Origin of the sequence: Pseudomonas fluorescens NCIMB 11764, assembly GCF_000293885.2 — a bacterium.
Taxonomy (GTDB): Bacteria; Pseudomonadota; Gammaproteobacteria; order Pseudomonadales; family Pseudomonadaceae; genus Aquipseudomonas; species Aquipseudomonas fluorescens_B.
This window is the reverse complement of record NZ_CP010945.1, coordinates 1,411,919-1,426,882: the sequence shown is the minus strand read 5'-3', so window position 1 is coordinate 1,426,882 and position 14,964 is coordinate 1,411,919. Positions and strand designations below refer to the sequence as shown.

Genomic DNA, 14,964 nt, shown 5'->3' with positions numbered 1-14,964 from the left:
TTATTGGTAGGCGAAAAAAAGCCCCGAACATGTCGGGGCTCATCTTTCTCAGCCTTGAATCAGGCGTCGATACTGCAACCGATCATCAGAAAATGTTGATCGGGTAGTCCACGAACACACGTACTTCGTTGCCGCTGACGTTGTATTCGCTGGATTTCTGCGCCACGCGCAGGATCGAGCTACGCAGTTTGATGCTCAGGTCTTTGGCCGGGCCGCTTTGCACGACGTACTTGAACTGGTTGAAGATTTCGCGCTCGGTACCGCCTTCGCTGGTGGAAGTGGTGATGTTGTCGCCGCGCACGTAAGCCACGTTGTAGCTCAGACCAGGAACGCCGAACGTGCTGAAATCCAGACCGTAGCCCAGCTGCCAGCTGCGTTCGTCTTCGGCGTTGAAGTCGGACCAGTAGGAGTTCGCCAGGTAGATGGTGTTGCCGCCATCACCGACGCGACCTTGATCCTTCTGATAGCCGCCGTAGGCGTAGCCCAGGTTGCTGTCGCCGGTGCTGCGCTGGTGCGCGACGGTGAACGAGTGCGGGCCGGTGGCGAAGGTCGCTGCCAGGCTCCAGATCTTGTTGTCGTCACCGGTCGCACCGCTTTCGCGGACGTAGGAATCTTCCAGCTTGGTGCGGTAGCCGTTGAAGTCCAGGGTCAGGGACTGATCCTTGTCGATCGGGAACACGTAGTTGGCGTTCACGTATTGTTTCTTCAATACGTCTTCAACGTCAGACGCGTACACCGCCGCCTTGAACTGTTCGGTGAACTGGTAGCTGCCGCCCAATACGTTGATCGACTTCAAGCCACCGCTGTCACGGCCTTCAGCGCTCTTGCGCGATTCGGCAGTGAAGCGACCGGCGTTCAGCTCCAGGCCTTTGATCTCCTTGGAGGTGATCAAGGTGCCGGTGTAGCTTTCCGGCAGCAGGCGCGAGTTGTCGTAGCTCAACACCGGCAGGGCCGGCATCTGGTCGCCGTAAGTCAGCGTGGTGCTGGAGAGGCGGAATTTGACCGCTGCGCCACCTTTGGACAGGTCATCTGCCGCGTTGCCGCTGTCGCCTTTTTTGAAGAAGTCGATACCTTGTGCGCCGGTGCGGCCCTTGCCGCCATCCAGACGCAATGCGTACAGACCGAACGCGTCCACACCCACACCGACGGTGCCTTGGGTGAAACCGGACGAGAACGTGCCGATGGCCGCTTGGCCCCACTCGGCTTTGTCCGGTCGGCCGTCTTTGTAATCACGGTTCATGTAGGCATTGCGCAGCAGCACTTTGAGGCTGCTGTCTTCAACAAAACCCTTGGATTCGGCCTGGTCGTTTGCCATGGCCTGTGTCGCGCTCAACATCCCCAGAGCGATCAGGCTGATTCGCTTGTTCAACATTTTGTTCTTTTCCTTATTACGGGTTGATACGCGCTGTGTCGAACGGCTGAAACGGCGCTATCGCACTCTTTTTTCACCCCGAAACAAAAAGGCCCGCCCACGAAAAATCGCGGCGGGCCTTTTTATTATTTTTGAGTCATGGCGGTTGGCCACAGGCGTTGAGGCGAATCCTAGTCCCGCCCTGAACCCTGTGTCAATTTCATGAATCGTCTGTGAATAGGCGAAAATCGTCTAAGAATTTTCTAATTGCAGCCGTTGAGCCCACAGGTTTGAAACCCGGATGAAGCGGCGTGTGCGGGAAGCGACTGCCTCAGCCAGGCCGCAAAGGCTTGCGGCTTGCCGAACCACGGCCCGATGTCGACCAGCGTGAACTGGCCATCCTGCTCCAGTGCGAAGGTCGGGAAACCATGACCACCGATGCTGGCCAACAGGTCGCGACTGGCCTTGATGTGGCGATCGGTGTCGGCGTTTTTGAATGCGGTCTGAAAGGCTTCAGGTTCCAGGCCGATCTCGTGGGCGAGTTCAAACAACACCGCTTCATCGGCAATGCGCCGGCCTTCCGCGTAATGCGCGCTCTGCAAACGGCCCAGCAACGCCAGTCCACGGTCAGCGACCTGATCAGCCGCCAGTACGGCGGCAATCGGCGGCGCAGAATCGAACACCGCCGTCTCATCGCGCAGCAAACCTTCGAAGTAGGCCTCGCCGAATGGCTGCGCGGTGTACTCGGCGATTCGCCGATCGTGGGGCATCACGTAGTTGCGCAACTGTGGCGAGACGTTCTTGCGGTGGGCGCCGGTCATCATGCCGCCGCCATGGGCAATCACCGGAAGAATTGCCCGGGCTGTTTGCACCAGTGGTTTTGCACCGTAGCACCAGCCGCACAATGGGTCGTAAATGTAATGAAGGATCATGGGAGGCTCCGGCGAAAGGGTAGGAAATTCGATGCCGGCAGATTAGTCCTCCTTCTATTCCTGAAAAACGCCGGAATAGCTTTCAAACTGTTTCAGGAATCGGTCGAATACCGCCCTCGTTCTGTCACTACCAAGACACGAATTGGAGACCGGGCAAACCCGGTGACCCGCTCATACCGCGTCTAAACACTGCGGGCCTGGTGTGAGCCGCAGCTATCGTGTGCGAGTCGCACTGTAGTGATCACAAAACCATCGCCCATAAAAAAAGCGCCACCTTCCCGGCAGCGCTTTTATCAATCCGTTGTTGTTCTTTTTTATCCTTCCATCACATCCCACAACGCATCCAGCTCCGCTTCGCTGAATAAACCAGCGGGGTAGCGCTCGATCATCATCCGGCGCGGATCAGGTTCCCTGATCTGACGCGTTCCATTGGACTTCAACCAGTGCGCCAGGATCTGGAGCGATTCGCTGTTTACTGCCAGGGGATGCAGTGTCCGCTCGCTCACTACGTTCATTTCGGCGTTCATTTCCGCGCTCTCTCCTGGTTTGTGAGCGGCTAACTTATCCAAGGTTTATGACAGAACATCGAAGTTCTCCCCTCCCTGTTTCTCGTCAGGAGAGATACAAGAGCTGTGCCAATGTGTCAGGACAGTCGACCAGCGGATACAAAAAAGCCCGCAGTCCTGACGGGCTGCGGGCTTCTTGCAAGGTGCCGAAGTAAAACCGTTGCCTGAGTGATTTCTCAATCAACTCAGGCTGTTACAACGGCACTCACTCCTTGTGCGGCGCAGGCTGCTGTTGGGTAAGGCAGTGGATATTACCGCCGCCCAGTAACAGTTCGCGGCCCGGGACCATGACCACTTCATGCTGCGGGAACAGGCTCTGCAAAATCTCTTTGGCCGGGCCGTCCAGCGGATCGTCGAAGCTCGGCGCGATGATGCCGCCGTTGACGATGAGGAAGTTCACATAGGAACCGGCCAGACGAACGGTCGGATTGCGTTCCTGGGTTCCGTCTACCGGGTCCACACCGGCGCATTCTTCTTCGGTCGCATACAGCGGCCCAGGAATCGGCATCTTGTGCACCGTGAATGGGCGACCCTTGGCGTCGGTGCTGCTTTCGAGCACTTTCATCGCCGCCTGGCAGCGCGGGTAGTTCGGGTCTTGCGGGTCGTCGGTCCAGGCCAGCAACACTTCGCCCGGACGCACGTAGCAGCAGAAGTTATCCACATGGCCGTCGGTTTCATCGTTGAACAAACCGTCCGGCAGCCAGATGATTTTATCCACAGCCAGGTTCGCGCTGAGCACCGCTTCGATTTCTGCACGGTTCAAGTGCGGGTTGCGATTGCGGTTAAGCAGGCATTCTTCAGTAGTGATCAGCGTGCCTTCACCATCAACGTGGATCGAACCGCCTTCGAGCACAAAGCCCTCGGTGCGATAACGCGGGCTGCGTTCAATCTCGAGGATCTTCCCGCCGACCTGCGAATCACGGTTCCACGGCGAATACAGCCCACCGTCAAAACCGCCCCATGCGTTGAAGTCCCAGTTCACGCCACGGACTTCACCGCGGTTATTGATGACGAATGTCGGGCCGGTGTCGCGGACCCAGGCGTCGTCGCTGGACATCTCGACCACACGAATATTCGGCACGTCCAGACGCGCCCGAGCGTTTTCGTATTGACCGGCGGACACCGCCACGGTGACCGGTTCGAAACGCGCGATGGCCTTGGCCACCGCCACATGCGCGGCTTGCGCCGGTTTGCCGCCCAGGCGCCAGTTGTCCGGACGCTCGGGCCAGATCATCCAGGTCTGGGTTTGTGGCGCCCACTCGGCGGGCATGTAGAAGCCGTCGGCGCGCGGGGTGCTGTTTAAAGTGGTCATGCAGTCAGGACTCCAGGGAACCGTCGAGGGTTTTGAGCGCATTGTATAGGTTCGGGCGACGATCACGGAACGAGCCCCACGCGCTGCGAATGTGCTCCAGCTCGTCGAGGTCGAAGCTGTGAACCAGCACGCCTTCTTCGGTTTTATCGAGTTCCTGGACCTTCTCGCCGAACTGGTTGGCGATAAACGACGAGCCGTAGAAGGTAATGTCGTACCCGTCCTGCTCCTCGTTGCCGATACGGTTGCTGGCGATCAACGGCATCAGGTTGGCGCCGGCATGGCCCTGCTGCACACGCTGCCAGTGATCGCGGGACGAGATGGTCTTGTCGTGCGGCTCGCTGCCGATGGCGGTCGGGTAGAACAGGATCTCCGCACCCAGCAACGCCATGCTGCGGGCGCACTCGGGGAACCACTGATCCCAGCAGATGCCCACGCCGATTTTCGCGTAACGGGTGTTCCACACTTTGAAACCGGTGTCGCCCGGGTTGAAGTAGTACTTCTCGTGGTAGCCAGGGCCGTCCGGGATGTGGCTTTTACGATAAATCCCGAGGTTGCTGCCGTCGGCATCAATGATCGCGATGCTGTTGAAACGCGCACGGCCGGCCCGTTCGTAGAAGCTGATCGGCAGCACCACTTGCAGTTCCCTGGCGATTTTCTGGAAATGCTTGATGGCGACGTTCTCTTCCACCGTTGTGGCCAGTTGCAGGTAATCCGGATTGGGCTTCTGGCAAAAGTACGGCGCCTCGAACAGTTCCTGGATCAGGATGATCTGCGCGCCTTTGGCCGCAGCCTCACGGACCAGCCTTTCAGCGGTTTCGAGGTTGGCTTCAAGGTCCCAGGAACAGGCCATCTGGGTGGCGGCGACGGTAACGATACGGCTCATGAATCATCTCCGGGCAAGTGCTGTGGGTCGAGTTTCCCATCGACCGATGACAGAAAGGGAAGTGGCGGGCGTGATGAGGCACGCCGCGGCAATGGCGACTTTATAGCCGATAAAAATCGGCTTTAAAAGCGATTAATCTTCCTTCCGTCGAAAACAACAGCACTTAAACCAGATAATAATCGAATTAAGCACTCCCACAGGGGAGATGTATTTACAGCCCCTCCGCGAGCACCTTCGCCAACATATCGACAAAGAAATCCACACTGCGGCGCGAGGTCACCATCGGCGGTTTGATCTTGAGGACGTTCAGATAATCCCCCGTCGGCTGCATGAAGATCCCCAATTCCCGCAGGCGATCACACAACGCCGTGGTTTCTTCGGTCGCCGGTTCCAGGGTCTCGCGGTCGCGGATCAATTCAACGCCCAGATAAAAACCGGACCCGTGCACCGCGCCCACCAGCGGATGAATATCGATCAGCGCTTCCAGACGCTCTTTGAAATACCCGCCCACGACCTGGGCGTTATCCCAAAGTTTTTCCTCTTCCATCACATCCAGAACGGCCATGCCGATCTGGCAACTGACCGGGCTGCCACCCGCCGATGAGAAGAAATAACCTTCGGCTTCCAGCGCCTCGGCGATTTCCCGACGGGTAATCACAGCGCCCAGCGGTTGGCCGTTGCCCATGCCCTTGGCCATGGTGATGATGTCCGGCACCACGCCCTGTTCTTCGAAGCCCCAGAAGAAGTGACCCATGCGCCCGTAACCGACCTGCACTTCGTCGGCGATGCACACGCCGCCCTGGGCGCGAACCATCCCGTAGACCTGTTTCAAATACCCCGGCGGCAGCGAGATGCCGCCGGCATTGCCGTACACCGGCTCGCAAATGAAACCGGCCAGCTGGCGTCCTTGCCCGGCGATTTTCGCCAGGTTGTGCTCGACGCTGCGCACATAATCCGGCGCACTGTCCGGGCCCCGGAATTCACCGCGATAGGTGTTCGGTGCCGTCACCGGGTGCACCCAGTCCGGACGGCTGCTCAAGGCCTTGGGGTTGTCGGCAATCGACGTCGAGACCGCGTCGGCGCCCACTGTCCAGCCGTGATAAGCCTCCAGCACGCTGACAATGTCGCGACCGCCGCTGTAGGCCCATGCCAGACGGATCGCCAGGTCATTGGCCTCGCTGCCGCTGTTGACCAGGAACACCCGGTCCATGCCATCCGGAGACAACCTCAGCAAACGCTCGGAAAATTCGGCAACCGCCGCGTAATTGAAGCGCGAGTTGGTATTGAGCAGCGACCACTGGCGGCTGGCCACTGCGGCCATGCGCGGATGGCCATGACCGAGCACCGCGACGTTGTTGAGCATGTCGAGGTAGGAGCGGCCCTGCATGTCGATCAGGTGGTTGCGCCAGCCGCGTTCGATGCGTGGCGGGTCGACGTAATAGTGTTTCTGCGTCCGGGCGAAACTGGCGTCGCGGCGCGCCAGCAAAGTCTGCGAATCAAGCTCAACCTCCGCATCGCAAGCCAACCCCAGCAACACCGCCGGCGATGGACACAACGCTTGCCAGGCCGCCGCACGAGACGGCGTGCAGAACAACGGCGCATCGAACGAAGCGCCTCGGCACAACTGCACCCGCAACGGACCGCTGACCGCGCCCAACACCTGGCCTTTGACCAGCGCCGCGCCGGTGTGCAGCGACGGCGTCACGCCCCACAGCCGCACGCTCAGCTGTGGGCCGTCGAGTTGCAACACACCCGGCGCCGGTTGGTGGACCACGCCGGCAAATGGCGATTCGACCGCGGTGCCATCGGGCACCCGCAACTCGACATGCAGCGGGCACGTGTCCGGTTCGCTGGCACTGTCGGGGCGGGTACGGGACAAACGGTATTGTCCGTAACGGCTTGCGGCCAGACCGTGAGCCGCCGCCGCTTCGCTCAACAGGCGTTGATCGATCCCTTCCTGCTCCCAGTTACCGGCCTCGAAATGCGGGCTGAGTACACCCAGGTCGATCAAGGCAAATTCACGTCCGACCAGGCTCGGCAGCAGTGGCGCAAAGCCTTCACTGCCGATGGCTGGCAGGCTCTGGCCGACAGCGGTGAGGATCGCCGCTTCCATCAACGCCAGCGGCACTGAGGTCGCCACGCGGAAAATCTCCCACTCGTGGGTCAGGTTGTCGCGACTGTATTGGTTACCCGGGTCGATGCTGACCTGCTGTTCGCCGCTGAGCACCAGCACCGCCGCCCGCGCGACGATCAATGGCCACAGGGCCTGCAGTTCTTCGTGTTGCAACGGGTTGACCGCGTGATAGGCCTGAACCGCCGGCAAGATGTAGAACGGATCGCCACCGGCATGGTGCAGCAACGCCGCGCAAGTCACCGACAGGTCGGTGATGCGCCAGGTGCGGACCAGGTCGCCGAAATCGATCACGCCTTGCAGTTGCCACTGGCGTTGCGAATCGCGCTGCCAGACCACGTTGTCATCGGTGATGTCCATGTGGATGGCCTGCACCGGCAACTTGTCCACCAGCGGCTGCAAATGCCGCTCGGCCTCTTCGGCCACTTGCGCGATCAACGCTCGCTGCGCGTCATCCTCGATGACCGGTAGCAAATGCGCGATCAACGCCTTGGCATGGCGCGCGTCCCACTGAAGGGTGCGTTCAAGACCCGCATGGTTGAAATCGGCCAGCGCCTGGTCCATTTCACCGCAGAGCCGGCCGAAACCGGCCACCACGGCCCCAGGCAAATGATCCAGGTGTGTGAGCGACTGGCCCTCGATGTATTCGAGCAGGCGCACATGCACCGGTTGTCCGCCGACTTCAAGTGACAGCAGGTCAGCGCCGTTCTGGGCGGAAATCACTTGCGGCACCGGCACCTTCGAGTGCTCGGCCAGATGCTTGAGCCCCGCATGCTGGGCTTGCAGCTCCAGCGCCGAATAGTCGCCCCGGCAGATTTTCAGGACGAAACGTCCATGCTGGCTGTCAACGCGGTAGTTGAGGTCCTGCTGGCTGCCGAGCGCCTGCAGCTTTCCGCTCAGCCCGTAATGCCCTTCGAGCAGCTCGAGCGCTTGCGCCGCAGAGACCTGCGGGCTGGGCAAACTGGCGCGATGAATCAACGTGGCGAGCGGCATACAACGACCCCTGAAATTTTATTAGTCGCTTATATCGCCACCACGTCGGTCGATAATCAACCCCCGCGCGCCCAACAAAACCCAAATAGCTGTCACAACCCTATTGCACCACCCCTCTCCTGCCGACAAGCTATGCTCATTTGCTTCAATCGTCTTACAGATAAAGGCTGGCCAACATGCGTATTCTCATCACCGGCGGTGCCGGTTTCATTGGCTCTGCCCTGGTTCGTCACTTGATCCGGCATACTGAGCATGAAGTGCTCAACCTGGACAAACTGACCTACGCCGGCAATCTGGAATCGCTGACCAGCATTGCCAACGACACACGCTACGAATTCGTGCAGGCCGATATCGTGGATCAGGCCACCGTCAGCGCCGTACTGGCCCGTTTCCAGCCGCATGCGATCATGCATCTGGCGGCCGAGTCCCATGTCGACCGTTCCATCGACGGTCCGTCGGATTTCATTCAAACCAATATCGTCGGCACGTACAGCCTGCTCGAAGCAACCCGCGCCTACTGGCAGACCCTGGCCGAGCCCGAAAAAAGCGCTTTCCGTTTTCACCACATTTCCACGGACGAGGTGTACGGCGACCTGCATGGCGTCGATGACCTGTTCACGGAAACAACCCCGTACGCGCCAAGTTCACCGTATTCCGCCAGCAAGGCGGCCTCCGACCATCTGGTCCGCGCCTGGCAACGCACCTACGGCCTGCCGGTGTTGCTGACCAACTGCTCGAACAACTACGGGCCGTTCCACTTCCCCGAAAAACTGATCCCGCTGGTGATTCTCAACGCCCTCGCCGGCAAGCCGCTGCCTGTCTACGGTAACGGCCTGCAGGTTCGCGACTGGCTGTTTGTCGAGGATCACGCCCGCGCACTGTTCAAAGTGGTCACCGAAGGCGTGGTCGGCGAGACCTACAACATCGGCGGTCACAACGAGCAGAAGAACATTGATGTAGTGCGTGGCATCTGCGCCCTGCTCGAAGAGCTGGCGCCGAACAAACCTGAAGGCGTCGCGCATTTCGCCGACCTGATCACTTTCGTCCAGGACCGTCCTGGCCATGACCTGCGCTACGCGATCGATGCCAGCAAGATTGAGCGCGAACTCGGCTGGACGCCCGAAGAGACCTTCGAGACCGGCCTGCGCAAAACCGTCCAGTGGTATCTGGAAAACCTGGAGTGGTGCCGCCGAGTTCAGGACGGCAGCTATCAGGGTGAACGACTGGGCGCCATCAATACCAAGGAGTTGATCGCATGATGAAAGGAATTGTGTTGGCCGGGGGCTCGGGCACGCGTCTGCACCCGATTACGCTGGGCGTGTCCAAACAGCTGCTGCCGATCTACGACAAACCGATGATCTACTACCCGATCTCGGTCCTGATGCTGGCCGGCATCAAGGAAATCCTGGTGATCTCCACACCGCAGGACCTGCCGCAATATCGCGGCCTGTTGGGGGACGGCAGTCAGTTCGGCGTGCATTTCAGCTATGCCGAACAGCCTTCGCCCGATGGCCTGGCCCAGGCCTTTCTGATTGGTGAGGAATTCATTGGCAAGGATCCGGTGTGCCTGATCCTCGGCGACAACATCTTCCATGGTCAACGCTTTAGCGAGCAATTGATTAACGCTGTCAATCGTCCTTCTGGCGCCACCGTGTTCGGCTACTGGGTCAAAGACCCGGAGCGCTTCGGCGTGATCGATTTCGACGACGAAGGCCGTGCCCTGTCGATCGAAGAAAAGCCGAAAGCCCCGAAATCCAGCTATGCCGTGACCGGCCTGTATTTCTACGACAACGATGTGATCGAGATCGCCAAGGCCGTGAAGCCCTCGCCTCGCGGCGAACTGGAGATCACCGACGTCAACAATGCCTACCTCAAGCGTGGCGATCTGCAGGTCGAGCGCTTCGGCCGCGGATTCGCCTGGCTGGACACCGGCACTCACGACAGCTTGCTCGAAGCGTCCCAGTATGTGCAGACCATCGAGCATCGCCAAGGGTTGAAAGTCGCCTGCCTCGAAGAAATCGCTTACGAAAAAGACTGGATCGACCGCGAGCATTTGCTCGAGCGCGCCAAGTATTTTGGCAAGACCGGTTATGGTCAGTACCTTTACAAACTGGCTGAGGGTGGACAATGAATGTGATTGAAACCGCGTTGCCCGGTGTGTTGATCCTTGAACCCAAGGTCTTCGGGGATGAGCGCGGCTTTTTCTACGAAAGCTTCAATGCCAGGGCCTTCGAAGAGGCGACCGGCCTGAAGAGACAGTTCGTTCAGGACAACCATTCCCGCTCACAGAAGGGCGTCCTGCGCGGCTTGCACTACCAACTGGAAAACACCCAGGGAAAACTGGTGCGCGTTACGGCCGGTGAAGTGCTCGATGTAGCGGTAGATGTACGTCGCAGCTCACCGAATTTCGGCCAGTGGGCTGCTGTGCGTTTGTCCGCAGAAAACAGTCGCCAACTCTGGGTGCCGGAAGGTTTTGCCCATGGGTTCGTGGTGCTGAGTGACTTCGCCGAGTTCCTCTACAAGACCACCGACTATTACAATCCGTCCGCCGAATGTTGCATCCGTTGGGACGATCCAACACTTGCCATCGACTGGCAACTGGAGGAGGCACCCAAGCTTTCGGCCAGGGATCAGCACGGCAAAACCTTGCAAGAAGTTGATCTGTTTCCATGAAAATACTCATCTGTGGCCAGCAGGGCCAGGTTTCACGTGAGTTACAGCATCGTCTGGGCGCTCTGAGCGAGTTGATCGTTCCGGGACGCGATCAGCTTGACCTGGCGCAACCGGAACAGATCCGCCAGCAGGTGCGGCGTGTTCGTCCCGACCTGATCATCAACGCCGCGGCTTATACGGCGGTCGACAAGGCTGAAAGCGAGAAAGCAGCGGCGTTCTCCGTCAACGCTGAGGCCCCAGGCATTCTGGCGGAAGAAGCGGCGGCGCTGGGCATCCCGCTGATCCACTACTCCACCGATTACGTGTTCGACGGCAGCAAGACTGCGCCTTACAACGAAGCTGACGAACCTCACCCATTGGGCGTTTACGGCAAGAGCAAACTCGCCGGCGAACAGGCGATTACGGCGGTAAAAGGCAAGCACCTGATCTTGCGCACCAGTTGGGTCTATTCGACCCACGGCCGCAACTTCCTGCTGACCATGCAACGTCTTCTGCAGGAAAAACCGGAGCTGCGCATCGTCGCCGACCAGATCGGAGCACCCACCTGGGCCGGCACGATCGCCAACAGCACCCTCGCTCTGATCGAACGCTGGCAGGCCGGCGAGACTGGCGCCTGGGGCACTTATCACCTGACCGCGCAGGGTGAGACCTCGTGGTTCGGTTTCGCCCAGGCCATCGGCGAAGCGCTGCGGGAACAGGGAAAGCCTTGCGCAAACCTGCTGCCGATTACCACCAGCGACTACCCGACACCCGCCAGCCGCCCGCTGAACTCGCGCCTGGATTGCAGTCGCCTGCAGCGCGAATGGGGCGTCAGTCAACCTGACTGGCAAACCGCGCTGCGCGAGTGTCTTGCCGGACAAGCCTAGGCATAATGCGCCTGTACCCACAGGCGCCTGATGCTCATGAACTCGACCCTTCCACGCCGACCCCGCTGGCGCAGCCTGGCTCTGCTTGCGCTGTGCCTCGCGCCATTGCTGTGGCCGCTGGAGCATCTGGCCGAGCGTTATTACCGCAGCGAACTGGCCGGGCAGAACCGTCAGACCCTCGACCTGTACGTCGCCAACCTGCTGGGCACACTGCATCGCTATGAAGTGCTGCCGCAGATTCTTGGCGACCTGCCGGCCCTGCGTGCTGACCTGTCTGCACCGGATGATGGCGTCATCCAAGGCAACGCCAACCGGCTGCTGAAAAACATCAGCGCCCAGACCGGCGCCGAAGTCATGTACCTGATGGACACCACGGGCAAGACGCTCGCCGCCTCCAACTGGGACAAACACGACAGTTTCGTCGGGCGCAATTTCGCCTTTCGGCCGTATTTCAGTGAAGCCATGGCCGGGCGTCTGGGGCGCTTCTTCGGCCTGGGCACCACGTCGGCCAAACGTGGCTACTTCTTCGCCGCCGCGGTCCGGGATCGCGAAAAAATCATCGGCGTGCTGGTGGTCAAGGTTGACCTGGACCACACCGAAAGCCTCTGGGGCAAAACCCCGGAACAACTGCTGGTGACTGACCACAACGGCGTGGTCATTCTCACTTCGCGGCCGGAATGGCGTTTTCGCGCGACCCGTCCGTTGAGCGACGCGGAGCGCGAGGCAATCACCGCGATTCAGCCCTACCCGACCCGAGAACCCAAGCCGTTGAACCTTGATCCGGACGCGTGGCTGACCCAGACCCGGCAGATCGACGAAACCGGCTGGAGCGTCAGCATCCTTGCGCCGCGCACCCTGATCGACCGCCCGGTGCGCACGGTGGTCGCCATTGGCGGCGCGACGCTGCTGGTGTTGATGCTGCTGCTCGGCCTGATGATGCAACGCCGCCGCCACTACCTCGATCGAATCGCCTTCGAAGCCAAGGCCCGTCGGGAACTGGAGGGCCGCGTCGCCGAACGCACCAGCGACCTCGAAGGCCTCAACCGTCGGCTGAAACAGGAAGTGCTGGAGCGTGAAAATGCCCAGCAGGAATTGGTGCGTGCCCAGGATGATCTGGTGCAGGCGGGCAAGCTGTCGGCGCTCGGGACCATGTCGGCGAGCATCAGCCACGAACTCAATCAACCGCTGGCGGCGATTCGCAGCTACGCGGAAAACGCCGAAGTGCTGCTTGATCACGAGCGCACCGACGATGCGCGCGGCAACCTCAAGCTGATCAGCGAACTGACCGGGCGCATGGCCTCGATCATCGCGCACCTGCGTGCCTTTGCCCGGCGTGATCGCCACGCCCCGGAAAGCGTTGCGCTGCAACCGGCGCTGGATGACGCGCTGGCGCTGTTGGCCAAGCGCCGGCGGAGCATGGAGGTCGAGTTGATCCGAGATTTGCCGGCCGCCACGCTGTGGGTCGAAGCCGGGGAAACCCGTTTGCGTCAGGTGCTCGGCAACCTGCTGGCCAACGCGCTGGACGCGCTGACGGAAAAAGGCCCGCCGCGTAAACTCTGGTTGAGTGCCCAATCCACCGCCGATGGCGTCATTCTGTACATTCGCGACAACGGCCCTGGCTTTTGCATGGAAGCCCTCGGCCGCGCCAGCGAGCCTTTCTACACCACCAAGACCCGCACGCAGGGCCTGGGCCTGGGGCTGGCGATTTGCGAGACCCTGATGCGCGCCTTCGGGGGTGAACTGTCGTTCGCCAACCACAAGGAAGGCGGTGCCTTGATTACCCTGAAACTGCGCGCAGGCGCACCGGGCGTGAGCCTGCAACCGTCCGAGGACCGAAGTGCATGACCATCGACAACCGCATCCAGGTCGTGTTGATCGACGACGATCCGCATCTGCGCCAAGCCTTGAGCCAGACGCTGGACCTGGCGGGCCTGAAAATCCTGCCACTCGCCGAAGCCAAGGGCGTGGCCGGGCAACTGGAGCGTGACTGGCCGGGGGTAGTGGTCAGCGACATTCGCATGCCGGGCATGGACGGTCTTGAGTTACTGACCGAACTGCACGCGCAAGACCCGGAGCTGCCCGTGCTGCTGATCACCGGTCACGGCGACGTGCCGCTGGCCGTGCAAGCGATGCGCACCGGTGCTTATGACTTTCTGGAAAAACCCTTCGCCAGCGACGCCCTGCTCGACAGCGTGCGCCGTGCATTGGCCTTGCGCCGGCTGGTGCTGGACAACCGCAGTCTGCGTCTGGCCCTGAGCGACCGCAATGAACTGAGCGCAAGACTGGTCGGGCAATCGGCGCCGATGCTGCGTTTGCGCGAACAGATCGGTGCACTGGCCGCGACCAAGGCCGACGTGCTGATCCTCGGCGAAACCGGTGCCGGCAAAGAAGTCGTGGCCAGGGCCCTGCACGATTTGTCGAACCGGCGTAACGGCCCGTTCGTGGCCATTAATGCCGGGGCCCTCGCCGAATCAGTGGTGGAAAGCGAGTTGTTCGGTCATGAACCGGGCGCGTTTACCGGGGCGCAGAAGCGCCGTATCGGCAAGTTCGAATTCGCCAGCGGCGGCACAGTCTTCCTCGATGAAATCGAAAGCATGAGCCTGGACGTGCAGGTGAAGCTGCTGCGCTTGCTGCAAGAGCGGGTGGTCGAGCGTCTGGGGGGCAATCAGCTGATCCCGCTGGACATCCGCATCATCGCCGCGACCAAGGAAGACCTGCGCCAGTCCGCCGATCAGGGACGCTTCCGCGCCGACTTGTATTACCGTCTCAACGTCGCACCGCTGCGGATTCCGCCGCTGCGCGAACGCGGTGAAGACGCGCTGATGCTGTTCCAGCATTTTGCCGATGAAGCCAGCGCTCGCCATGGCTTGCCGCCCCATGAACTGCAACCGGGGCAACGGGCGCTGCTGCTGCGTCACACCTGGCCGGGTAACGTGCGGGAATTGCAGAACGCCGCCGAACGCTTCGCCCTGGGCCTGGAACTGGCACTGGACAACAGCGCGCCGGAGGCTGGAGCGAGCACAACGGTTGAAGCGTTCAGCGGCGGATTGAGCGAACAGGTGGAAAACTTCGAGAAATCGCTGATTGCCGCCGAACTGGCGCGCTCTCACAGCTCGGTCCGCAGCCTCGCCGAAGCCCTCGGCATTCCACGCAAGACCTTGCACGACAAACTGCGCAAGCACGGGCTGAACTTTGCCGACCATCACCCGACCGACGAACTCGATTGAGCGACCGGCAATCCTTACTCCTCAAGCAAA

General features: G+C 60.6%; 12 protein-coding genes. 6 read left to right on the top strand and 6 right to left on the bottom strand.

From position 1 onward, the window contains the following. Window positions 1–85: 85 nt before the first annotated feature. From B723_RS06530 to B723_RS06505, 6 genes are all read right to left on the bottom strand, one after another. Window positions 86–1,372, bottom strand: coding sequence for an OprD family porin (locus B723_RS06530; protein ID WP_017335948.1), 1,287 nt, complete (start codon window positions 1,370–1,372; stop codon window positions 86–88). A 242-nt stretch (window positions 1,373–1,614) separates the two neighbouring features. Next, window positions 1,615–2,283, bottom strand: a complete 669-nt coding sequence (locus B723_RS06525; protein ID WP_017335947.1) for a DsbA family protein — start codon at window positions 2,281–2,283, stop codon at window positions 1,615–1,617. 314 nt (window positions 2,284–2,597) lie between these two features. Then, window positions 2,598–2,810 carry a hypothetical protein gene (locus B723_RS06520; RefSeq protein ID WP_017335946.1) on the bottom strand — a complete coding sequence of 71 codons (213 nt, stop codon included), beginning with the start codon at window positions 2,808–2,810 and terminating at the stop codon, window positions 2,598–2,600. A 244-nt stretch (window positions 2,811–3,054) separates the two neighbouring features. Beyond that, complete coding sequence (gene aguA / locus B723_RS06515; RefSeq protein WP_017335945.1) at window positions 3,055–4,161, bottom strand: agmatine deiminase; 1,107 nt, start codon at window positions 4,159–4,161, stop codon at window positions 3,055–3,057. A 4-nt stretch (window positions 4,162–4,165) separates the two neighbouring features. Then, window positions 4,166–5,044 carry an N-carbamoylputrescine amidase gene (gene aguB / locus B723_RS06510; protein ID WP_017335944.1) on the bottom strand — a complete coding sequence of 293 codons (879 nt, stop codon included), beginning with the start codon at window positions 5,042–5,044 and terminating at the stop codon, window positions 4,166–4,168. Window positions 5,045–5,255: 211 nt separating this feature from the next. Next, window positions 5,256–8,168, bottom strand: coding sequence for an aminotransferase (locus tag B723_RS06505; protein WP_017335943.1), 2,913 nt, complete (start codon window positions 8,166–8,168; stop codon window positions 5,256–5,258). Between the two features lie 176 nt (window positions 8,169–8,344). Here B723_RS06505 and rfbB point away from each other — a divergent pair, with 176 nt between their 5' ends. Genes rfbB through B723_RS06475 form a run of 6 tightly spaced genes read left to right on the top strand, consistent with a single transcriptional unit; the run spans window position 8,345 to window position 14,934 of the window. After that, window positions 8,345–9,427 (top strand): dTDP-glucose 4,6-dehydratase, encoded by a 1,083-nt coding sequence (gene rfbB / locus B723_RS06500; RefSeq protein ID WP_017335942.1) that lies wholly within the window; start codon window positions 8,345–8,347, stop codon window positions 9,425–9,427. Continuing rightward, window positions 9,424–10,299 carry a glucose-1-phosphate thymidylyltransferase RfbA gene (gene rfbA, locus B723_RS06495; RefSeq protein ID WP_017335941.1) on the top strand — a complete coding sequence of 292 codons (876 nt, stop codon included), beginning with the start codon at window positions 9,424–9,426 and terminating at the stop codon, window positions 10,297–10,299. Before rfbB ends, rfbA begins: the two co-directional genes overlap by 4 nt. Then, window positions 10,296–10,841, top strand: a complete 546-nt coding sequence (gene rfbC, locus B723_RS06490; RefSeq protein ID WP_017335940.1) for a dTDP-4-dehydrorhamnose 3,5-epimerase — start codon at window positions 10,296–10,298, stop codon at window positions 10,839–10,841. The genes rfbA and rfbC overlap by 4 nt, the downstream gene beginning before the upstream one ends. Next, the gene (gene rfbD, locus B723_RS06485) at window positions 10,838–11,707 is read left to right on the top strand and encodes a dTDP-4-dehydrorhamnose reductase (RefSeq protein WP_017335939.1); all 870 of its coding nucleotides are present in this window, start codon (window positions 10,838–10,840) and stop codon (window positions 11,705–11,707) included. The genes rfbC and rfbD overlap by 4 nt, the downstream gene beginning before the upstream one ends. 36 nt (window positions 11,708–11,743) lie before the next feature. After that, window positions 11,744–13,552, top strand: coding sequence for a sensor histidine kinase (locus tag B723_RS06480; protein WP_031318232.1), 1,809 nt, complete (start codon window positions 11,744–11,746; stop codon window positions 13,550–13,552). After that, the gene (locus B723_RS06475; protein WP_017335937.1) at window positions 13,549–14,934 is read left to right on the top strand and encodes a sigma-54-dependent transcriptional regulator; all 1,386 of its coding nucleotides are present in this window, start codon (window positions 13,549–13,551) and stop codon (window positions 14,932–14,934) included. The genes B723_RS06480 and B723_RS06475 overlap by 4 nt, the downstream gene beginning before the upstream one ends. The last annotated feature ends 30 nt before the right edge of the window (window positions 14,935–14,964 follow it).

Coding starts and splice junctions, on each gene's coding strand:
- rfbB (WP_017335942.1), top strand. CDS start 8,345: ATGCGTATTCTCATCACCGGCGGTGCCGGTTTCATTGGCTCTGCCCTG.
- aguB (WP_017335944.1), bottom strand. CDS start 5,044: ATGAGCCGTATCGTTACCGTCGCCGCCACCCAGATGGCCTGTTCCTGG.
- B723_RS06505 (WP_017335943.1), bottom strand. CDS start 8,168: ATGCCGCTCGCCACGTTGATTCATCGCGCCAGTTTGCCCAGCCCGCAG.
- aguA (WP_017335945.1), bottom strand. CDS start 4,161: ATGACCACTTTAAACAGCACCCCGCGCGCCGACGGCTTCTACATGCCC.
- B723_RS06530 (WP_017335948.1), bottom strand. CDS start 1,372: ATGTTGAACAAGCGAATCAGCCTGATCGCTCTGGGGATGTTGAGCGCG.
- rfbD (WP_017335939.1), top strand. CDS start 10,838: ATGAAAATACTCATCTGTGGCCAGCAGGGCCAGGTTTCACGTGAGTTA.
- rfbA (WP_017335941.1), top strand. CDS start 9,424: ATGATGAAAGGAATTGTGTTGGCCGGGGGCTCGGGCACGCGTCTGCAC.
- B723_RS06480 (WP_031318232.1), top strand. CDS start 11,744: ATGAACTCGACCCTTCCACGCCGACCCCGCTGGCGCAGCCTGGCTCTG.
- rfbC (WP_017335940.1), top strand. CDS start 10,296: ATGAATGTGATTGAAACCGCGTTGCCCGGTGTGTTGATCCTTGAACCC.
- B723_RS06525 (WP_017335947.1), bottom strand. CDS start 2,283: ATGATCCTTCATTACATTTACGACCCATTGTGCGGCTGGTGCTACGGT.
- B723_RS06475 (WP_017335937.1), top strand. CDS start 13,549: ATGACCATCGACAACCGCATCCAGGTCGTGTTGATCGACGACGATCCG.
- B723_RS06520 (WP_017335946.1), bottom strand. CDS start 2,810: ATGAACGCCGAAATGAACGTAGTGAGCGAGCGGACACTGCATCCCCTG.